The organism is Nocardia sp. NPDC005825 (assembly GCF_040630175.1).
In the GTDB taxonomy this organism is placed as follows: Bacteria; Actinomycetota; Actinomycetes; order Mycobacteriales; family Mycobacteriaceae; genus Nocardia.
Genome location: NZ_JBEXXC010000017.1, coordinates 26268 through 46652, shown reverse-complemented (window position 1 = coordinate 46652; position 20385 = coordinate 26268). Strand labels below are relative to the sequence as shown.

General features: G+C 70.3%; 16 protein-coding genes and 1 other RNA gene. 6 read left to right on the top strand and 11 right to left on the bottom strand.

All coding sequences use genetic code 11. The features are described 5' to 3' along the window. Positions 1-4: 4 nt before the first annotated feature. The 3 genes from ABZ382_RS31965 to ABZ382_RS31955 form a co-directional block, all read right to left on the bottom strand. Positions 5-3019 (bottom strand): bifunctional [glutamine synthetase] adenylyltransferase/[glutamine synthetase]-adenylyl-L-tyrosine phosphorylase, encoded by a 3015-nt coding sequence (locus tag ABZ382_RS31965; RefSeq protein ID WP_357096866.1) that lies wholly within the window; start codon positions 3017-3019, stop codon positions 5-7. A gap of 231 nt (positions 3020-3250) precedes the next feature. After that, a complete protein-coding gene (gene glnA / locus ABZ382_RS31960) occupies positions 3251-4591 on the bottom strand; it encodes a type I glutamate--ammonia ligase (RefSeq protein ID WP_357096864.1) in 1341 nt (446 codons plus the stop codon). A 128-nt stretch (positions 4592-4719) separates the two neighbouring features. Beyond that, positions 4720-6195 (bottom strand): alpha/beta hydrolase, encoded by a 1476-nt coding sequence (locus tag ABZ382_RS31955; protein WP_357096975.1) that lies wholly within the window; start codon positions 6193-6195, stop codon positions 4720-4722. A 208-nt stretch (positions 6196-6403) separates the two neighbouring features. Between ABZ382_RS31955 and ABZ382_RS31950 the strand changes: the two genes are divergently transcribed. From ABZ382_RS31950 to ABZ382_RS31930, 5 genes are all read left to right on the top strand, one after another. Continuing rightward, complete coding sequence (locus ABZ382_RS31950; protein WP_357096862.1) at positions 6404-7534, top strand: trypsin-like peptidase domain-containing protein; 1131 nt, start codon at positions 6404-6406, stop codon at positions 7532-7534. 109 nt (positions 7535-7643) lie between these two features. Further along, a complete protein-coding gene (gene panB, locus ABZ382_RS31945) occupies positions 7644-8495 on the top strand; it encodes a 3-methyl-2-oxobutanoate hydroxymethyltransferase (protein WP_357096860.1) in 852 nt (283 codons plus the stop codon). 268 nt (positions 8496-8763) lie between these two features. Further along, entirely contained in the window at positions 8764-9195 is a 432-nt protein-coding gene (locus tag ABZ382_RS31940; protein ID WP_357096858.1) for a hypothetical protein, read from the top strand. After that, positions 9195-10151: a prolyl aminopeptidase gene (gene pip, locus ABZ382_RS31935; protein WP_357096856.1), complete on the top strand. Its 957-nt coding sequence runs from the start codon at positions 9195-9197 to the stop codon at positions 10149-10151. Before ABZ382_RS31940 ends, pip begins: the two co-directional genes overlap by 1 nt. Further along, positions 10152-11087, top strand: a complete 936-nt coding sequence (locus ABZ382_RS31930) for a CHAD domain-containing protein (protein WP_357096854.1) — start codon at positions 10152-10154, stop codon at positions 11085-11087. A 116-nt stretch (positions 11088-11203) separates the two neighbouring features. Here ABZ382_RS31930 and ABZ382_RS31925 read toward each other — a convergent pair whose 3' ends face one another. From ABZ382_RS31925 to rnpB, 4 genes are all read right to left on the bottom strand, one after another. After that, complete coding sequence (locus tag ABZ382_RS31925) at positions 11204-12691, bottom strand: RNB domain-containing ribonuclease (RefSeq protein WP_357096852.1); 1488 nt, start codon at positions 12689-12691, stop codon at positions 11204-11206. Between the two features lie 14 nt (positions 12692-12705). Then, the gene (locus ABZ382_RS31920; RefSeq protein ID WP_357096850.1) at positions 12706-13032 is read right to left on the bottom strand and encodes a hypothetical protein; all 327 of its coding nucleotides are present in this window, start codon (positions 13030-13032) and stop codon (positions 12706-12708) included. Positions 13033-13420: 388 nt separating this feature from the next. Beyond that, on the bottom strand, positions 13421-14239 hold the full coding sequence (locus ABZ382_RS31915) for a slipin family protein (RefSeq protein ID WP_357096848.1): 819 nt from the start codon (positions 14237-14239) through the stop codon (positions 13421-13423). A gap of 239 nt (positions 14240-14478) precedes the next feature. Then, positions 14479-14910: RNase P RNA component class A (gene rnpB / locus ABZ382_RS31910), an RNA gene on the bottom strand. A gap of 30 nt (positions 14911-14940) precedes the next feature. On the opposite strand from rnpB, the gene ABZ382_RS31905 reads away from it, so the two are divergent. After that, entirely contained in the window at positions 14941-15828 is an 888-nt protein-coding gene (locus ABZ382_RS31905) for an alpha/beta fold hydrolase (protein ID WP_357096846.1), read from the top strand. Positions 15829-15865: 37 nt separating this feature from the next. On the opposite strand, the gene ABZ382_RS31900 is transcribed toward ABZ382_RS31905, so the two are convergent. The 4 genes from ABZ382_RS31900 to cobC all read right to left on the bottom strand — a co-directional run bounded on the left by ABZ382_RS31900 (position 15866) and on the right by cobC (position 20372). Further along, positions 15866-17140, bottom strand: coding sequence for a bifunctional RNase H/acid phosphatase (locus tag ABZ382_RS31900; protein ID WP_357096973.1), 1275 nt, complete (start codon positions 17138-17140; stop codon positions 15866-15868). A 110-nt stretch (positions 17141-17250) separates the two neighbouring features. Continuing rightward, positions 17251-17988 (bottom strand): C4-type zinc ribbon domain-containing protein, encoded by a 738-nt coding sequence (locus ABZ382_RS31895; RefSeq protein ID WP_357096844.1) that lies wholly within the window; start codon positions 17986-17988, stop codon positions 17251-17253. A 169-nt stretch (positions 17989-18157) separates the two neighbouring features. Next, positions 18158-19288 (bottom strand): Nif3-like dinuclear metal center hexameric protein, encoded by a 1131-nt coding sequence (locus ABZ382_RS31890; RefSeq protein ID WP_357096842.1) that lies wholly within the window; start codon positions 19286-19288, stop codon positions 18158-18160. Between the two features lie 34 nt (positions 19289-19322). Then, entirely contained in the window at positions 19323-20372 is a 1050-nt protein-coding gene (cobC, locus tag ABZ382_RS31885; RefSeq protein WP_357096840.1) for an Rv2231c family pyridoxal phosphate-dependent protein CobC, read from the bottom strand. Positions 20373-20385 lie beyond the last annotated feature (13 nt).

Below are 20385 nucleotides of genomic sequence, written 5' to 3'. Positions count from 1 at the left end.
TCCGCTATTCGCCGCCGAACACCCTTTCCACCACCGTCTTCGCGCGGCGGGTGACACGCATGTAGTGGTCGAGGAATTCGCTGCCGTCGTCGTTGGGCCAGCCCGCGACCCGGGCCACCGCCGAGAGCAAGGTGCCCGGGCCGGGCAACTGGTCGGCCGGCTTGCCACGGACCAGGACCAGGGCATTGCGGGCCTTGGTCGCGGTGAGCCAGGCGTCGCGGAGGAGTTCGGCGTCGGCGGTGTCGATGAGTTCGGCGCGCTCGATGGCGTCGAGCGATTGCAGGGTGGAGGTGTTGTGGAGCTCGGGGACCTCGTGGGCGTGCAGCAGTTGCAGGAGCTGGACGGTCCATTCGATGTCGGCCAGCCCGCCGCGGCCCAGTTTGGTGTGGGTGGCGGGGTTGGCTCCGCGCGGGAGGCGTTCGGAGTCGACGCGCGCCTTGATGCGGCGGATCTCGCGGACGCCCTCGGGCGACATGCCGCCCTCGGGGTAGCGGACCGGATCGATGGTGCGCAGGAAGCGGACGCCGAGCTCGGGGTCGCCCGCGACCTGATGCGCGCGCAACAGCGCCTGCACCTCCCACGGCTGCGCCCACTGCTGGTAATAGGCGGAGTACGCGGCCAGGGTGCGCACCAGCGCGCCGTTGCGGCCTTCGGGGCGCAGTCCGGCGTCGACCTGCAGCGGCGGGTCGGTGCTGGGCGCGCCGAGCAGGCGCTGCACCTGTTCGGCAATGCTGACAGCCCATTTCACGGCGACGGTCTCGTCCTCGCCGGGGCGCGGGTCGCAGACGAACAGCACATCGGCGTCGGAACCGTAGCCCAGTTCCATGCCGCCCAGCCGCCCCATCCCGATGACGGCGAAATCCGCGGGTGCGGGCCGGCCGAGTTCGGCCTCACTGGCCCGGATCACGGCCTGTAGCGCGGCTTCCAGGGTGGCGATCCACACCGACGACAGCGCCTCGCACACCTGCTGGACATCGAGCATGCCGAGCACGTCCGCGGAGGCGACGCGAGCCAGTTCGTGCCGGCGCAGCGAGCGGGCCGTGGCGACCGCGCGCCTGGGATCGTCGTAACGCCGTGCCCCGGACAGGATTCCGCGCGCCACATCCGAAGGCTTGGTGGCCAGCAGCAGCGGCCCGTTGGGGCCGTCGGCGTACATGCGGATGGTCTCGGGCGCGTTGATCAGCAGGTCCGGCAGGTAGGCCGAGGAGCCGAGCACGATCATCAGCCGCTGGGCGATGGCCCCTTCGTCGCGCAGTTCGCGCAGGAACCAGATCTCGTTGTCGAGGCCCTCGGAGACCCGCCGGTAGGCGAGCAGGCCCGCGTCGGGATTCGGTGTCTCGCCGAGCCATTCGAGCAGAGTGGGCAGCAGCAGCGCCTGGATGCGGCCCTTGCGCCCGACCTCACCGGTCAGCGCCTTGAGGTGGCCGAGCGCGTTCTCCGGGGACACGTAGCCCAGCGCGGCCAGCTGCCGCACGGCCGCCGCGGGGCTCAGCCGCAGGGCGGCGGCGTCCATCCGCGCCACCGAGTCCAGCAGCGGCCGGTAGAAGAGCTTGGCGTGCAGCCGCCGCACCCGCACCGCATTGCGCTTGATCTCGCTGGTGAGCACCCCGACCGCGTCCTGACGTCCGTCGGGGCGCATGTGCGCGGCACGCGCCAGCCAGCGCATGCCCTCCTCGTCCTCGGGGGCGGGCAGGGTGTGGGTGCGCTTGAGCTTCTGCAGCTGCAGCCGGTGTTCGAGCAGGCGCAGGAATTCGTAGGAGGCGGTGAGGTTGGCGGCGTCGTCGCGGCCCACGTAACCGCCCGCGGCCAGCGCGCCCAGCGCCTCCACGGTGCTCTGCACGTGCAGCGACTCGTCGGCCTTGCCGTGCACCAATTGCAGCAGCTGGACCGCGAATTCGACATCGCGCAGACTGCCGTGCCCGAGTTTGAGCTCGCGTTCGCGCAGATCAGCGGGCACCAGGTCCTCGACGCGGCGGCGCATGGCCTGCACGTCGGCGACGAAGTCGGGCCGTTCGTTGGCCGCCCACACCATGGGCATGAGGGCCTTCTGGTACTCGCGACCGAGGTCGAGATCACCGGTGGCGGGCCGCATCTTGAGCAGCGCCTGGAATTCCCAGGTGCGCGCCCAGCGCTTGTAGTAGGCGACGTGCGAGTCCAGCGTGCGGACCAGCGCGCCCGCCTTGCCCTCGGGCCGCAGCGCGGCGTCGATCTCGAAGAACGCGGCGCTGCCGACGCTCATCATCTCGGCGGCGAGCCGGGTGGCGGTGGTGTCGGCCGGTTCGGCGACGAAGATGACGTCGACGTCGGAGACGTAATTCAGTTCCCGCGCACCGCATTTGCCCATGGCGATGACGGCCAGGTGCACGGGCACGTCGCGGTCCTGGCACACCCGCGCGACCGCGACCGACAGCGCCGCGGTGAGCGCGGCATCGGCCAGATCGGTGAGGTGCTGACCCACCTGCTGATACGGCAGCACCGGTTCGTTCTCGACGGTGGCGGCCAGGTCGATGGCGGCCAGCAGCATGAGCTGATCGCGATACCGCTTGCGCAGCAACGCGATCGCCTCGGGCCCGGAGATCCCCGCCCGGTACATCATGGGCCCGGCCGCGGCCCCGTTCTCCGGGACGGCCTGCACGGCGTCCAGCAGATCCGCCAGCACTTCCGCGCGGCTGGGCAGCGTGGGCCGCCGCAGCAGCCGCCACGCGCCCGGATCGGCCACCAGGTGGTCGGCGAAAGCGCTGGAGGAGCCGATCAGCGCGAACAGCCGCCCGCGCAGCGCGGAATCGCGGCGCAGTTCGGAATCCACGGCGGCCCAATCGCTCCCGAGCTGCTCGCGCAGCCGGATCAGCGTCAGCAGCGCCAGATCGGCGTCGGGGGAACGCGACAGCGCCCACAGCAGGGGAACGCTGTCCACGTTGTCCCACGCCAACTCTCGCAGAGAGGCGGCGGCCGACGGCTCGAGCAGACCGAGCCGCCCGACACCGGGCACAGCGGAACGAGCAGTCGGAGGCCGAACCATGCCCTTCAAATTACAGGCCACACCCGCCAGACATGCCACCCATCCCACCCAAACCAGACACTGTGTCCAATCCGCCCCCACTCCGCGACCTCGCCGAGTGGCACACCCTGGCGGCGGAATCGGGCAAAACCCCTCCAGGGTGTGCCGCTCGGCGGGTGGGTGTGCGGGTGGCAGACGCGAATCGGGCCGCGATCGTGTGGATCGCGGCCCGATTGGCGGGTGGGGCGGGGGTTAGAGACCCAGGTATTCCTTCAGTTCGTAAGGGGTTACCTGGGCTCGGTAGCCTGCCCATTCGCGGCGCTTGTTGCGGAGGAAGAAGTCGAAGACGTGCTCGCCCAGGGTTTCGGCGACCAGTTCGGACTTCTCCATGGCCTTGAGGGCCTCGTCGAGGGACGCGGGGAGCTCGCGGAAGCCCATGGCGCGACGCTCGGCCGAGGTCAGCGACCAGACGTCGTCCTCGGCCTCGGGGGGCAGGGTGTAGCCCTTCTCGATTCCGCGCAGGCCCGCGGCGAGCAGCACCGCGAAGGCCAGGTACGGGTTGCAGGCGCTGTCAGGGCTGCGGATCTCGACGCGACGCGAGGCCGACTTGTTCGGGGTGTACATCGGGACGCGCACCAGCGCAGAACGATTCGAGCGACCCCAGGAGGCGGCGGTCGGGGCCTCGCCGCCGTGGATGAGGCGCTTGTAGGAGTTCACCCACTGGTTGGTGATCGCGGAGATCTCGTGCGCGTGCTCGAGGATGCCCGCGATGAAGGCGCGCGCGGTCTCGGACAGGTTGTCCGGGTCGTCCGGGTCGGCGAAGGCGTTCTGCTCGCCCTCGAACAGTGACATGTGGGTGTGCATGGCCGAACCCGGGTGGTCGGCGAACGGCTTGGGCATGAAGCTCGCGCGCACGCCCTCGTCGATGGCCACTTCCTTGATCAGGTAGCGGAAGGTCATGACGTTGTCGGCCATGGACAGCGCGTCGGCGTAGCGCAGGTCGATCTCCTGCTGGCCGGGCGCGCCCTCGTGGTGGCTGAACTCCACCGAGATGCCCATGGACTCCAGCGAGTCGATGGCGTGGCGGCGGAAGTTGGGGGCCTCGTCGTGCACGGCCTGGTCGAAGAAGCCGCCGTTGTCGGCCGGGACCGGCGAAGAGCCGTCGTGCGGGCCGGGCTTGAGCAGGAAGAACTCGATCTCGGGGTGCACGTAGCAGCTGAAGCCCAGGTCACCGGCCTTGTTGAGCTGACGCCGCAGCACGTGCCGGGGGTCGGCCCACGACGGCGAGCCGTCGGGCATGGCGATATCGCAGAACATGCGCGCCGAGTGCTGGTGGCCCTTCGAGGTGGACCACGGCAGCACCTGGAAGGTGGACGGATCCGGCTTGGCCACCATGTCCGCCTCGGAGACCCGGGCAAACCCCTCGATGGCCGAACCGTCGAAGCCGATACCCTCCTCGAACGCACCCTCGAGCTCGGCGGGCGCGATCGCCACGGACTTGAGATATCCCAGGACATCGGTGAACCAGAGACGCACGAAACGGATGTCCCGCTCTTCGAGCGTCCGGAGCACGAATTCCTTCTGACGGTCCATGACCGCGAGCGTAGGGTCCCGGAGTTAAATCCGTGTTACATACGCCGACAGATTCAACTCTCGGAACTGTCAGCAGTGACGACCCCGAACCGCGCGCAGAATCCGGCGCGCGGCCCGGGCGTCGGCGATCAGCAGGTGAGGCCCTGGGCGGGCTGCTTCAGGTCCACGAGATAGTCGATGACCGGGTCGTCGACGCATTTCACACCGGACAGCGACACCGTGTGGCGTGTCCCGTTGAAGGTGATGAGCGAGGCGCCCAGCTGCTGGGCCAGATTCACGCCCGCCTGATAGGGGGTGGCCGGGTCCTCGGTCGTGGAGATCACCACGACCTTGGGCAGGTTCGGGATCGAGATCTTGTGCGGGGTGCTGGTGCTGGGGACCGGCCAGATGGCGCACAGTTCCAGCGGCGCGGCATCGCTGCCGTGCCCGTCGTCGAGGAAGGGCGCGACGCGGCGGTAGTCGGCGTCCTGCTTGGCGGCGACGGCGCGGTCGGTGACGGCCGGGTCGTCCACGCAGCGGATGGCGTTGAAGGCGTCGGCGCTGTTGTCGTAGGTGCCGTCGTCGTGGCGGCCGTCATACATGTCGGCCAGCGCGAGCAGCGTGTCGCCGCTGCCCTGGGCCAGTTCACGCAGGCCCTTGGTGAGGGCCGGCCACAGGCGGTTGGAGTACAGGGTCTGCTGGACGCCGGTGATGGCGTCGCCGTAGTGCAGGCCGCGACCGTCCTGGGTGGGCACCGGCTTGTCCCACAGCGGGTCGACGAGGGCGCGGAACTTCTTGGTGGCCTGACCCGGATCGTCGCCGAGCGGGCAGTTGGTCTTCTCCTTGGCCGCGCAGTCCGCCGCGTAGGCGTCGAACGCCTTCTGGAAGCTGGCCGCCTGCGCCACCGACTCCTTGACCGGATCCTGTTCCGGATCCAGCGCGCCGTCGAGGACCAGGGCGCGCACCTTGTCGGGGAACTTCTCGGCGTAGGCGTAGCCCAGGCGAGTGCCGTAGGAGTAGCCCACGTAGGTCAGCTTGGGGTCACCGAGCGCGGCCCGGATCACGTCCATGTCCTGCACGACCTCACGGGTGCCGACGTGGCCGAGGAACTCCTTGCCGGTGCGCTCCACGCACTTGTTGGCGAAGTCCTTGTTCTCCGCCTCCAGCGCGGCGATGCCGGCGGGCGAGTTGTCCCGGTTCGGCTCGGCGCGCTGGGCGTCGTTCTCGGCGTCGGTCCGGCACTTGATCGCGGGCTGCGACGCGCCGATACCGCGCGGATCGAAACCGACCCGGTCGAAGCGGTCGGCCAGCGCGGTGCTGTCGCCGAGGCTGACCATGCTCAGGCCGGTCACGCCCGGGCCGCCGGGGTTGAACAGCAGCGAACCGATCTTGTCGCCGTTCGCCTTGACCCGCGAGATGGCGATCTTGGCGGTGGCCCCGCCGGGATTGGCGTAGTCGACCGGCACGGTCACCCGGGTGCACTCGGCGTCGCGCGGCATCTGGTCTTCGCTGTACTCGCGGCAGCTGCCCCAGTTCAGGGTCTGGTTGTAGAAGGCTTCCATCCCCACCGGTGCCGACGCGGTGGGATTGCCGTCCACCACGCTGGTGCACGCAGCCGCGGTCATCGCCAACGCCGTCGCCATGAGCACGACCCGGCCGGTTCGCATCAACGCCATCCCACGATCGTGCCATGTCACGGTTTCGGCGATGGTGGAGGTTCGGTGCCGGTCCTGTCCGGTACGTGGGTGTTCGCACGGAAAGTCCCCAGGCCGCTCTCAGAAACCGCATGCTTAATGGGAGAGAACCGGGGGGCTCTACGTACGAGGGGATGCCATGTCCGTGCAACCGCTTTCGCCGAATCGGTCCACCACCCGCTCCTCCCGCCCCCGCGCGCTGCGTGCCGCCGCGGCGGCGGTGGTCGCGCTGACCGCCACGCTGGGACTGGTCGCGTGCGGGCCCTCGACCCTCCCGGGTGCGCCGATCGCGGAATCGCCGGGCGGGGTGACGAAGAGCCAGCCCATCGACTTCACCACCGCGCCAGCCGATCTCGACGCGGCCGCGCGAAATGTGGTGCCGGGCATCGTGGATATCGATACCGAACTGGGGCTGCAGAACGGCGAGGGCGCGGGAACCGGCATCGTGCTCGGTTCGGACGGCCTCGTGCTCACCAACAATCACGTGGTGGAGGGCGCGACCAAGATCTCGGCCACCGATCTCGGGAACGGGCAGACCTACGACGCCACCGTGGTCGGGTTCGACCGCAGCGAGGACATGGCCGTCATCAAACTCAGCGGGGCCTCCGGACTGCGGACCGCACCGCTCGGCGACTCCGACAAAGTGACGGTCGGTGACCCCGTGGTCGGCGTCGGCAATGCCGGCGGCCGCGGCGAGCCCACTCCCGCCCAGGGCACCGTGACCGCGCTGAACCGGTCCATCACCGCCAGCGACGACGCCACCGGCAGCTCCGAGCAGCTGACCGGCCTGATCCAGGTAGCCGCGAATATCGAGCCCGGCGATTCCGGCGGCCCGCTGGTCGACGCGACCGGCAAGGTGATCGGCATGGACACGGCCGCGTCCAAGGGGTTCCGGTTCAGCATCGGCGGCGGCCAGGGCTTCGCCATCCCGATCAACAAGGCCGTCGAGGTGGCCAAGCAGATCCAGGCGGGCCAGGGCTCGGACCGCATCCACATCGGCGACACCGCGTTCATCGGCGTCTCGGTGACCTCCGCCGGCGGCGGCGCGCAGATCCGGGGCGTGGTGCAGGGCGGGCCCGCCGATCAACTCGGGCTGGCCGCTCGCGACGTCATCACCGGCCTCGACGACCACACCATCACCACGGCCACCGACCTCACCGCGACCATGGACCTGCACCATCCGGGCGACACCGTCACCTTGAAGTGGACCGACGCGACCGGGCAGGACCGGTCCGCGCGCGTCCAGCTGGCGAAGGGACCGGTCGGCTGAGATGTGAGGAATTGCATCTCTGGGGTGAGCGGCCGCAATGGCAGACTGAGGGCGTCAGAACAACCCGGGGACCCGGCACGGGCCTCGAGGAACGACGAAAGGGACGATGATGTCCGTATCCGATGCGGAAACCCCTGTGTACGGTTCGGCGCCGAAAACTCCCGCGCGGCGGAAGACGCGAGTGCAGCACCTGCAGCAGATGAAGCAGGCGGGCGAACGCTGGTCCATGCTCACCGCCTACGACTACTCCACCGCTCGGCTCTTCGAAGAGGCCGGGATTCCGGTCCTCCTGGTCGGCGACTCGGCCGCCAATGTGGTGTACGGCTACGACACCACCGTGGCGATCACCGTCGACGAACTGATCCCGCTGGTCCGCGGCGTCGTGAAGGGCGCTCCGCACGCGTTGGTCGTGGCCGACCTGCCGTTCGGCAGCTACGAGTCCTCCCCCGAACAGGCGCTGGCCACGGCCGTGCGGTTCATGAAGGAGACCGGGGCGCACGCGGTCAAGCTGGAGGGCGGCGAGCGCGTCGCCGACACCATCCACACGCTGACCGCCGCCGGCATCCCGGTGATGGCGCACATCGGGTTCACCCCGCAGAGCGTCAACACCCTGGGCGGATTCCGGGTGCAGGGCCGCGGCGACGGGGCCGAGCAGCTCATCGCCGACGCCATCGCGGTGCAGGAGGCCGGGGCCTTCTCCGTCGTGATGGAGATGGTGCCCGCGGAGCTGGCCGGGCAGGTCACCCGCAAGCTGACCATTCCGACCGTCGGCATCGGCGCGGGCGCGGAATGCGATGCGCAGGTGCTGGTCTGGCAGGACATGGTGGGCTACACCGGCGGCAAGACCGCCAAGTTCGTCAAGCAGTTCGCGGATGTGGGCGGGCAATTGCGCACCGCCGCAGCCACTTACGCCGACGAGGTGCGGCGCGGGGTGTTCCCCGGCCCGGAGCACAGCTACTGAGCCGTCCGGCCGCGCATTGAACGAGAACGCCCCCGCGCAGGATCGCGGGGGCGTTCGCATGCGCCCACCGCCCGCTGTACACACGAGACGGTTGCCCGCACGGGCGGCGGTGCTGCCCGCATCCGCCTTCCGACGCTCCGACCACGAATGACGCTTCCCCGATAGCCTCCGGCTATCGCCACGCGGCCGCGTCCTGTCGTCCCGGTCCACCGCCCGCTTTTGGTGGCAGACTCGATAGCCAACGAGCTGGAACGACCAAAGGGATTTCATGGATCGTGGAACGAGTCGCTGGATCCGCCGTACTTCGCTGCTGGGCGCGGCGTTGGCCGCCGTCGCGCTGACCGCGGCCTGCGGGAACACCACCACCGGGTCGTCGCAGCAGAGCTCCGGCTCGCCGACGACCACGTCGGCCACCGCGCCGAGCACCGGCGCCCCCTTGAACATTTCCGACGACCTCGCCAAGCAGCTGTGCGACATGCTGCGCCCACAGCTGTCGGACTGGCGGGTGCAGGGGCCGACGCTGGGCAAGGTCGCGTTCAACGCCACCGTTGTGCAGTGGGCGGTGCAGAACGGCTTGTTCCTGCCGAATGAGCGGGGCGTGGTCGACCGGGTCACCACCAAGAGCTGTTCCGACGTCCGTGATCAGACGCTGTCGGCGCTGGAGATCCCGAACATGGCCGCGGGGCTGGTGGCGGGCTGATGCGCACCCTGTACCCGGCGATCGAGCCCTACGAGCAGGGCAAGCTGGACGTCGGTGACGGTCAGTCGCTCTACTACGAGGTGAGCGGCAATCCGGACGGCAAGCCCGCCGTCTTCCTGCACGGCGGACCGGGCGGCGGCACCGCGCCCTATCACCGGCAGTTCTTCGATCCCGAGGCGTACCGGATCGTGCTGTTCGATCAGCGCGGGTGCGGGCAGTCGACGCCGCACATCGCCGACGGGGCGAGCCTCGAGCACAACACCACCTGGGATCTGGTCGCCGATATCGAAAGGCTGCGAACGCATCTGGGCATCGAGCGGTGGCTGGTGTTCGGCGGATCGTGGGGTTCGACGCTGGCGCTGAGCTACGCCCAGACCCACCCCGACCGGGTCACCGAACTGGTGCTGCGCGGCATATTCCTGTTGCGGCGCAAGGAAATCGATTGGTACTACAATGGCTCCGCGGGGTACGTGTACCCCGACGAGTGGGAGAAGTTCCTGGCGCCGGTGCCGGAAGCCGACCGCGGGCGTGACCTCGTCGAGGTCTATCACCGCCTGCTGCACTCCCCCGATGCCGCTCTCGCCACCGACGCGGCCGTCGCGTGGTCCACCTGGGAGGGTGCCACGAGTTCCCTGCTGCCCCAGCCGGATCGGGTCGCCGAGACCGCCGATCCGCGCTTCGCGCTGGCCTTCGCGCGCATCGAGAACCACTACTTCGTCCACGGCGGCTTCCTCGACGAAGGCCAGCTGCTGCGCGACATCGACCGCATCGCCCACATTCCCGGCGTCATCGTGCAGGGCCGCTACGACGTCGTGTGCCCGGCCACCAGCGCCTGGGATCTGCATCGGGCCTGGCCCGGCTCGGAACTGCACCTGGTGGCCGACGCCGGCCACGCGGCCCTCGAACCCGGCATCACCCACCACCTGGTGGAAGCCACGGACAAATACAGGACGTAGATGAGCACCACAGCCGGTCCCGCCTTGGTCGACGCAGTAGCCGCCGATGTGGACCGGCTGTGCACGGCCGAACCCGATGTGCGCCAGGACCTTCCGGACTCGGTGCACAAGATGCGGGTGGCCACCCGGCGACTGCGCAGCGTACTGAAGTCCTACCGCCGGGTGCTGCGCCGCAAGCCCGTTACCGAGATCACCGACGAATTGCGCTGGCTGGCCGGGCTACTCGGCGTCGCCCGGGACGCCGAGGTGCGCGCCGACCGCTTCGCCGCCCTACTGGGTGCGGACCCGTCCGCCGAGCCGGACAACGACAGCGCTGCTTCGGATCGCGACGCGGAGCAGCCCCCGCTCCCCCACGACGGCGGGAACGTCCCTCCCCCGCCGGATTTCGGGCAGCGGCTGGTCGCGGAGGAACGCCGCATCTACGCCGAGGCACACCGCGCGGTACTCGAGGCCTTCGACAGCCGCCGCTACTCCGCCCTGATCGGCACCCTGCACGGTTTGATCACCGACCCGCCCCTGAAACACTCCCGCGCGGACAAGCCGGCCGAGCCGGTCTTCACCAAGGTCCTGCGCCGTGATCTGCGCGCGCTGCGCCACCTCGTCCACGCCGAACACGGCCTGTCGGGCGACGAACGCATCGAGCGCCTGCACGATATCCGCAAGGCCGCCAAGCGATTGCGCTACTCCGCCGAAGCCGCGACCGCCGTCCTCGGCAAACCCGCCGAAGACCTCGGCAAGAAGGCCAAACACCTCCAGGGCGTCCTCGGCGACCACCGCGATGCCGTCGAAGCCCTCCTCACCATCCGCACCCACGTCGCAGACACCGCCGACTCCGGCTTCCAGCGCCTCTGCGACGCCGAGGAATCAGCCGCCGCCATGGCCCTCGCGGACTACCCGGACGCCGTCGAATTCGTCCACCACCACCCGCTGAGCTGACTGTCGAGCAGCGACCGACGCTGCTACATGCGGGACCTGGCGACCCGGCAGGCACCCGTCACCTTCGACGGCCTGGATTCCGGCCGACCGGCCCGGCGGCGGCGGGCCGCGGCGGATCAGGGTTCCGGGGTGGGTTCGGGTTCGGCTCCGGGCGGGTAGACGAAGGTGACGGTGCGGGTGACCGGGTCGGCTTGGGCGAGGCGGACCTGGACGGTTTCGCCTTCGGGCGGCCGCCCGGTGCATTTGGCGAGGACGGGCGGGTCGGCGATGAAGATCTCCGCCGGGCGGGTCCCGTTGGCCTCGCGGAGCACGACGGCGTCGAAGTCGGTGTGCAGGCGCGGGGACAGGACGGTGGCCTCGGTGAGGTCCAGGCAGGCGCGTTCGACCTTGCCGGCGAGGGCGTCGGTGCGGCGCATGGTGTCGACGGCGGTGGCGAGTTCGTCGACGACCCACTGCGGCACCGCGGTTTTCGCGCACAGGGCCAGGCAGATCTCGGTGGCGTAGCGGTCGGCCAGGCGACGCAGCGGGGCGGTCACGTGCGAGTACGGGGCCCCGATCGCGCTGTGCCGCAAGGTGTCCGGGTCCTGGCCGTCGAGGATGGTGTAGGAGGCGCCGCGCAGCAGGCCGGTGGCCTCCGACATGAGCACCAGGGCGGCGGGCGTATTGCAGTCCAGTTCGGCCAGCATGCGGCCCGCGGACTCGGTCGGCGGCCACGGCACCCCGACCGCCGCGGCGGTGCGGCGCATGGACTCGATGGCGGCCGGGGCGGGCGGCGGCATGGTGCGCAGCAGACCGGGCGGCTCGGGGTTGCCGGAGCCGTTCGAGTTATGTCCATCGAGCATGATTCGGGCCGCGCACATGCCGGTCAGCAGGGAGACCTGCTCGTTCCAGTCGTCGGCCGCGGTGCGCGGTTCCAGCGCCAGCTGCCAGTGGTCGATCCCGGTTTGCTCGGCGTCGCGGACCACGGTCTGGTCGGGCAACCGCAGCGTGATCGCGCCGCGCTCGATACCCGCCGCGATGCGCAGCCGCCCGAAGTCGGGCAGCGCGGCGATCGACGGGTGCAGGCGGCCGTTGTCGGCGTCGGCCTGCACGCCCTGATAGTCGAGGCGGGCGCGGGAGCGGACCAGCGCGCGGGTCACCGAGAACCGCACCGGTTCGGCGTGCGCGTCGCATTCGATGGTCCACAGCGCGGCCGGGCGGTCGACGTCGGGCAGCAGACTGGCCAGGCCCTCGCTCAGCACCGGCGGGTGCAACGGGACGGTGCCGTCGGGGAAGTAGAAGGTCTGGCCGCGAGCCAGGGACGCGCGGGCCAGCGGCCCGCCGGGGACGACCACCGCGGCCACGTCGGCGATGGCGTAGGAGAGGAGGAATCCGCCGCTCGGGGTGCGTTCCAGGCAGACGGCCTGGTCCAGATCCATGGCACCCGGGGGATCGATGGTGACCAGCGGAATCTCCCGCCGGTCGGCTCGGGCGCCCGCGAACGCGTCGACCGCGTCGCGGGCCTCCGAGACGGCCTCGGACGGGTAGTCCGAGGCCAGTCCGAACTCGGTTCGGACGGCGCCGAAGTCCACCGGCGCCGACACGATCCGTTGATGCAGTTCCACTGCGGAGACTGGCCCTACTGCAGGGCCAGCATCGTGCCGTTCAGCTCGTTGAACGGACCGTACACGGTGAACACCACGCGGCCGCCCGGATACTGCGACGACAGCAACGCGGCCGAGTCCAGGGCTTCCCCGAACGACGCGGCCGACGGATGCGGCAGGCCGGCGATGACCTGTCCGAAGTGGTTCTGCGCCACCCACTGCGTGTCCGCCGCGGTGAGATCCACCTGAATTCCGCCCGGCAGCGGCGTCACGGCCACCGCGGAGGCAGAACCGGCACCCAGCACAGCGGAGGCGGCAGCGGCGAGAAGCGCCCCCACTGCCAGTTTGCGAGCAATTCGCATTGAGACGAGACCTGCTTTCCGACGTTTGTTGAGCCCTTGTCCCGTCGCGGACCGCTACGGAACTTTCCAACGCGCAACACTTTATGACGTCGATCACGTTCGGTGCCAGTTCAAGGCGGATAACCCGCTCGACACGCCGAGCCGCGCCGGTACACACCGTGTGGCGCGCCGCAATTCTTATCCAACCGGATGGTCTGCGCGGGGAAACGGGCGAGCGGTGTCGATCACGCCGCCCGCCCGCCTGTTTTCCCGCGGCCGCACTGCTCGCCGCGCGGACCGCCTACCTACCGCGCAGTCCGCCCGGGAACTTGGCACTGAAGAGTTTGAATCCATACGCGATGGCGAACAGCACCACGATGGCCGCCGGTTGAACGACACCAGCCATGACTTACTCCCTCATCTCTTGCGACGCGCCGGGCTCCTCCGGCGCGGTCTCGGCCGGCATCCGCCCGCTGCGTTCGAGGAAACGCAGCAGCTCCACCGGGAACGGCAACACCAGGGTCGAATTCTTCTCCGCCGCAACCTGAACCACGGTCTCCAGGAATCGCAGCTGCAATGCGGCGGGGGCGTCGGACATATTGGCGGCGGCCTGCGCCAGCTTCCGCGAGGCCTGCAATTCGCCCTCGGCGGAAATGATGCGGGCGCGGCGTTCACGTTCGGCCTCGGCCTGACGGGACATGGAACGCTTCAACGCGTCCGGCAGGGCGACGTCCTTGATCTCGACGCGGTCGATGTGCACGCCCCAATTCAGGGCGGGCGAGTCGATGAGCAATTCGAGGCCCTTGTTGAGCTCCTCCCGATTCGACAGCAGATCGTCGAGCTCACTCTTGCCGATGATCGAACGCAGCGACGTCTGCGCCACCTGCGCGACCGCGAACAGATAGTCCTGCACCTCGATGAGGGCCCGTATCGGATCCACGACCCGGAAGTACACGACCGCGTCCACCCGGACCGTCACATTGTCCCGCGTGATGCCCTCCTGCGCGGGCACCGGCATCGTGACCACCTGCATGGAGATCTTCGACATCTTGTCCACGCCGGGAATCAGCAGCCGCAATCCGGGCTCCCGCACGGCCCGCACCCGCCCGAGCCGGAACACCACGCCCCGCTCGTATTGCGTGACCACCCGCACCCCGGCCGCCAGGCCGATTCCGGCGATCACGACGATGGCGGCGAACCATCCGACCAGCAGATACAGAACATCCATGGCGAGCTCCGCGAAAATATCTCCGCGCCATCGGAAATCCGACGGTGTGCCTCCATGATGGCACCGACAGATCGTCCCCGCGACGCCAATTGCTGCCAGCAGAGCACCCAGAGTTCGCGGCCGTCCCGATTCTGGACTGACGGAGCGGGGGAGCGAAGCGGAGGAGCGGAGGAGGGAAGAATCGGGACCAGCGGCCGCGAACCCGCCCCGTAGCGAAGCGGAGGGGCAGAAAATGCGGGCGGACGAGTCGGTCTGTAAGCCGGATCCTGTCCCCGACGTCGAAACGCCGGGTGGCGACCATCCATCTGGACACACCGTTGCCGGGTGCCTCGAGCGGTCCACCCGCAGGCTCGGGCGAGCAGCCCTCGAACACCTGCGCAGCCGCACTCTCGCGAGTGCGGCCTTCGACCTTGCTCCGGGCGGGGTTTACCTAGCCGCGCCGGTCACCCGGCGCGCTGGTGCGCTCTTACCGCACCGTTTCACCCTTACCGGCGGTGCACTTCTCGCGAAGTGCGGCCCGCCGGCGGTTTGTTTTCTGTGGCACTGTCCCGCGGGTTGCCCCGGGTTGCCGTTAACAACCGCCCTGCTCTCCGGAGTCCGGACTTTCCTCGGCGACAGGCTGCGGCACACGCGTTGCCCGTTCCTCTCGCCGCGGCCGCCCGACCGACTCGTCCGCGGCCACCAGGGTACGGTAGGGCGTCATGGAGCGTGTCGAGGTGGGGTTCCCTTCGGGTGTCGAACAGTGCGCCGGCTGGCTGTATCTCCCGGATGGACCGCCGCGTCCGCGCCCGCTGGTGGTCATGGGGCACGGGCTGGGGGCGGACCGGGAAATGGGGTTGGATCGGTACGCGCGCCGTTTCGCATCGGTGGGAATCGCGGCTCTGGCCTTCGACTATCGGCATTTCGGGGCCAGTGGGGGCGAGCCCCGGCAGGTGATCAATATCGCGCGGCAGCGCGAGGACTGGCACGCCGCGATCGCGTTCGCGCGCACCATCCGAGGGATCGACGCCACACGAATCGCGTTGTGGGGCAGTTCTTTCGGCGGCGGGCACGTGCTGGCGGTGGCACCGGAGGACCATTACATCGCGGCGGTGGTGGCGCAGTGCCCGTTCACCAGCGGCTGGTCCTCGGCGCTGGCGAAGGGGCCGCTGAGTCTGATCAAGACCGGGACGCTGGCGGTGACGGATCAGGTTGTGGGGCCGATCATTCGGCGCCCGATCACCGCGCGGCTGGCGGGCAAGAAGCATTCCGCGGCGTTGATGAGCGCGGCCGACGTACCCGCCGGATTCGGACGGCTCGCCGAGGAGAGCTCGCAGTACCGGCCGAAGGTGGCGGCGCGGGTAGGGCTGTCGACGCTGTTCGACAATCCGACGCGGCACGTCAAGGACATCAAAGCGCCTGTGCTGTACGCGATCTGCGACAACGACTCGGTGGCCCCGGCGGGCCCCACCGTGAAGGCGGCCGAGCGGACCAAGCACGCCACCGTGAAGCGTTATCCGATCGGCCATTTCGACATCTACTTCGACGACTGGTTCGAGAAGGCCGTCTACGACCAGACCGAGTTCCTGATGGCGACCCTACGTCCGTGACCCGAACCCCCTGCGGCACCGGGGGTTACCCGTCTCCTCAGAGATACGACGTGTCGTTGACCAGGCGCACCGACGATCCGCCGTCCGGATAGAACTCCGCGATCGACAGCGACGCCAGATCCAGGTGCAGCCGGTACAGCAGCGACGGACCCACCCCGAGCGCCAGCTGCAGCAGCGTCTTGATCGGCGTGACATGGCTGACCACAAGCACATTCGCGCCCGGATACAAGGCCACCAGATCCCGCCGCACCGACTCCACGCGCTCCCGCACCTGATCGAAGCTCTCACCGCCCGGGGCGGGCAGCGACGGATCCCCCAGCCAGCGCGCGTGCAGCTCCGGATCGTGATCGCGGGCCTCGGTGAAGGTCATGCCCTCCCACGCACCGAAATCGGTCTCGGTGAGCCCCGGCAGTTCGGTCACCGGCAGGCCCAGCGCCTGCCCGGCCGCCGCCGCCGTCTCCCGCGCCCGGCCCAGCGGCGAGGACACGATGGCCTCGATCCCGCCCTTACGCGCGAGCATGGCCGCCGCATCGGCCGCCTGCCGCCGGCCGAGCTCGGTCAGCGGCGGGTTGCCGCGGCCCGAATACCGCCGCTGCACCGACAATTCCGTCTGCCCGTGCCGCAGCAGCAACAGCCGCGTCGGCCGGCCGACGGCACCGGTCCACCCGGGCGCGTACCCGGTGATCGGCGTGGTCGCCAGGGAACCGGCCGCGGGGGTGTCCACCACGCCACCGGCCACCTCGGCGCTGATCGCACCCGTCGGCGCAGCGCCGACCGCCCCGCCGGACGTGGCAACGCCATTGCCCGAACCACCGTCACCCGCAGCGTAATTCGCGCCTTCGAGCCCGAGCTCCGCCGGTCGGCCCAGCGCCTGGCCCGCGTCGGCGAGCGCGGAACGAACCTCCGCGACGGTGTCCGCGTCGTCCATGGCCTCGTTCGCCAGCCGGTCCGCGTGCGAGTTCTCCTTGCGCGGAATCCACGCGAAACTCACCCGCTCGAACCCGGCCACCAGCCGCCGCGCCCGATCGGCGAGCGGAATCATGGCCTCGTGCTTGACCTTCCAGCGCCCCGACATCTGCTCGACGACCAGTTTGGAGTCCATGCGCACGGACACCTCCCGCGCACCCAGCTCGGCGGCCGCCTCCAGACCCGCGATGAGACCGCGGTATTCGGCGACATTGTTGGTGGCGACCCCGAGGAACTCCTTGCGCTCGGCCAGGACGCGCGCACGATCGGCGTCCCAGACCACCGCGCCGTATCCGGCGGGGCCCGGATTGCCGCGCGAGCCGCCGTCCGCTTCGACGATCACCATGTCCACCAACGCTGTTCACCTTCCGTGCAGGTCCGAGAATCCGCCGGCGGGCACGCCGCCGCGGCGTCGAGGTCCGCGCCGCGCGGGACCCGGTTCGCGGTTCGGTCGGGTCAGAGCCCGGAGTGCTTGGTGCGCACCAGGATCGCGCCGCATTCGGGGCAGCGGACCACGACGTCGGGGGCGGTCTGGGTGATGCGGGAGATCTCGCCGCGGTCCAGTTCGATGCGGCAGGCGCCGCAGCGGCGGGCCTGGAGCAGGGCCGCGCCGACACCGTAGGTGGTGCGCTGCTTGTCGTAGGCGGCGAGCAGGTCGGCGGGGACGGAGCGGGTCAGGGCTTCGCGGTCGGAGTCGCAGCGCTGCTGGGCCACGGCCAGGTCGGCGAGCGCGCTGTCGCGCAGGCGCTCGGCGTCGACCAGTTCGGCCTCGGCCTGGTCCAGGTTGGCCCCGGCGTGCGCGTGCGCGGCGGCCGCGGCCTCGCGGCGCTCCATCACCTCGATCTCGTCGTCCTCGAGGACCTTGCGGCGGCGTTCCAGGCTGGTCAGCTCGTGCTGCAGTTCGGAGAGCTGCTTGGCCCCGACCGAACCGGCGGTGAGCATGCCGCGGTCGCGCTCCTCGCGCTTGCGGACGGCCTCGATCTCGCCCTCCAGCTTCCGGATGTCGCGATCGAGGTCGTCGATCAGGATCTCGGCCTTCACCGCCTCGTCCTTACGAGTGGAGCGCTCCGCCGCCAGCCGATCCACGTCCTGCTGCTCGGGCAGCACCTTGCGGCGATGCTCGATCCGCGTCAGCTCGACGTCGACGGCGGCGAGGTCGAGCAGCTTGGCCTGGATCGATGGTTCGGCATTCAACGCGAAGGTCTCCTGGACGCTATGGACGAATTCAAGACACCCACCGTACCCGCCCTGAGGGGTCTGAATCGCCAAGCCCGCCCCCAGCAGGAGAAACGATCACACCGAACGGGCCGGGCCGGAAAATCACCGGATCGGCCGGGGTCGGCGGCGTCGCGCCTGACCGGGCTCAGCAGTCCGACGCGCCCAAGGTCCAGGGGTCGGTGCGCAGGGTGGAGACGCGGGTCTCGAGGCCGGGCAGGGCGTGGCGGACCACACCTTCGGCCTGGCCGCACCAGGGGAACTCGGTGGCCCAGTGGGCGGCGTCGATCAGGGCCGGGCCGCCCGCGCGCAGGTGTTCGTCGGCGGGGTGGTGGCGCAGGTCGGAGGTGACGTAGGCGTCCACGCCGAGGCGGGAGACCTTGCCCAGGAAGGAATCTCCCGCGCCGCCGCAGACGGCGACGGTGCGGATCATCCGGTCCGGGTCACCGGCGGCGCGCACGCCCCAGGTGGTGGCGGGCAGGGCGGCGCGCACGCGAGCGGTGAACTCGCGCAGGGTTTCCGGGGCGGGCAGCTCGCCGACGCGGCCGATGCCCAGGCCGGACGGCAGGTCGGCGCGTTCGGTGACGTGATAGGCGGGTTCCTCGTAGGGGTGGGCCGCGCGCAGGGCGGCCAGGATCGCGGCCCGCCGCGACGGCGGGGCCACCACCTCGAGGCGATCCTCGGAGACCTCGTGCAGCTCGCCGACCACGCCGAGGGCCGGATTGGCACCCTCGAGGGGCCGGAACTGGCCGGTGCCGGCGACCGTCCAGGCGGCGTCGGAGTACGTGCCGATCCGCCCCGCGCCCGCCGCGAACAGGGCGTCCAGCACGGCGTCGCGGTGCGTGACCGGCGCCTGCACCACCCACTTGTCCAGGGCGGTCAGCGGTTTCGGATCGAGCGGGCCGGTGACGGTGAGCCCGATCGCCGCCGCGAGCGCGTCCGAGACGCCCGGATCGGCGGAGTCGGCATTGGTGTGGGCGCTGAACAGCGCGCAGCCGGAGCGGATGAGCCGGTGCAGCAGCGCGCCTTTGGGGGTGTCGGCCGCGACCGTGTCCACCCCGCGCAGCAGCAGCGGGTGGTGCACGACCAGCGCCTGCGCGCCCCACTCGATGGCCTCGTCCACGACCGCGGCCGTGGCGTCGACGGCGAACAGCACCCGCGACACCGAGTCCCGCGGGTCACCGCACACCAGTCCCACCGAATCCCAGGATTCGGCCAGTCCGGGCGGGTACGCCGCTTCCAACGCCGCGATGAGATCCGACAACCGCACCGTCGTCACAACCGAACCTCCTGCTCGATCCTGCCTGCCACGATCACACACCCACGTCGCGAATGGCCGCGACGAGCCGGTCCACCGCCTCCGCCGGCCGCACCGCGACCCGCAGGAAACCCGTTTCCAGCCCGGGGAACGTATCACCGCGGCGCACCGCGATCCCCTTGTCCGCGAGCTGCTTTCGCAACAGTTCCGCGTCCGGCACCCGGATCAGCAGGAACGGCCCGGCCGCGGGCTCGTGCACCTCGACGCCCAGTTCCCGCAGCCGCGGGATCATGGCGGCCCGATCGGCGGCGATGTGCTCGGCCATCCGCTGCGCCTCCGCGACCGCGGCCGGTTCGCTCACCGCCGCAATGGCTTCCAGCTGCAGGGTGCCCAGCGGCCAGTGCGCGCGGCCGTGATTCAACCGCGTCAGCACCTCCGGCGCGCCGAGCGCGTACCCGCAGCGCAGTCCGGCCAGCGCCCACGTCTTGGTGAGGCTCCGGAACACCAGCACATCCGGATGGCTCTCTCCGGCAAGGGATTCCGATTCACCGGGCACCGCGTCGGCGAACGCCTCGTCCACCACCACGATCCGTCCCGGCCGGCGCAGCGCCCGAATGCTGTCCGCAGAGTGCAGTACGGAGGTCGGGTTCGTGGGGTTGCCCACCACCACCAGATCCGCGTCCTGCGGCACCACGACGCCGTCGAGCGAGTACGGCGGCTCCAGCAGCACCCGCGCCACCGGCGCCCCGGCCTCGCGCAGCGCCAGCTCCGGCTCGGTGAACGACGGATGGATCACCGCGGCCAGCCGTGACACCAGCCGCGGCAGCATCGCGAACCCCTCGGCCACCCCGGCCAGCAACAGCACCTCGTCGGCCGAGCGCCCGTGCCGCGCGGCCACCGCCGCCTGCGCCGCGCGTTCGTCCGCCTCCCCTGGATACCGGCCCAGCTCCCCCAGCCGTCGCGCCAGCCGCTCCCGCAGCCATTCCGGCGGCGCGCTCCCCTGAACGTTCACCGCGAAATCCACCATGCCCGGCCGCGCGTCCACGTCCCCGTGGTGCCGCAGCCTGGCATGGTCGAAATCCTGGAACTCGGTGTCGTCCGGCACAGCCGTCCACCCT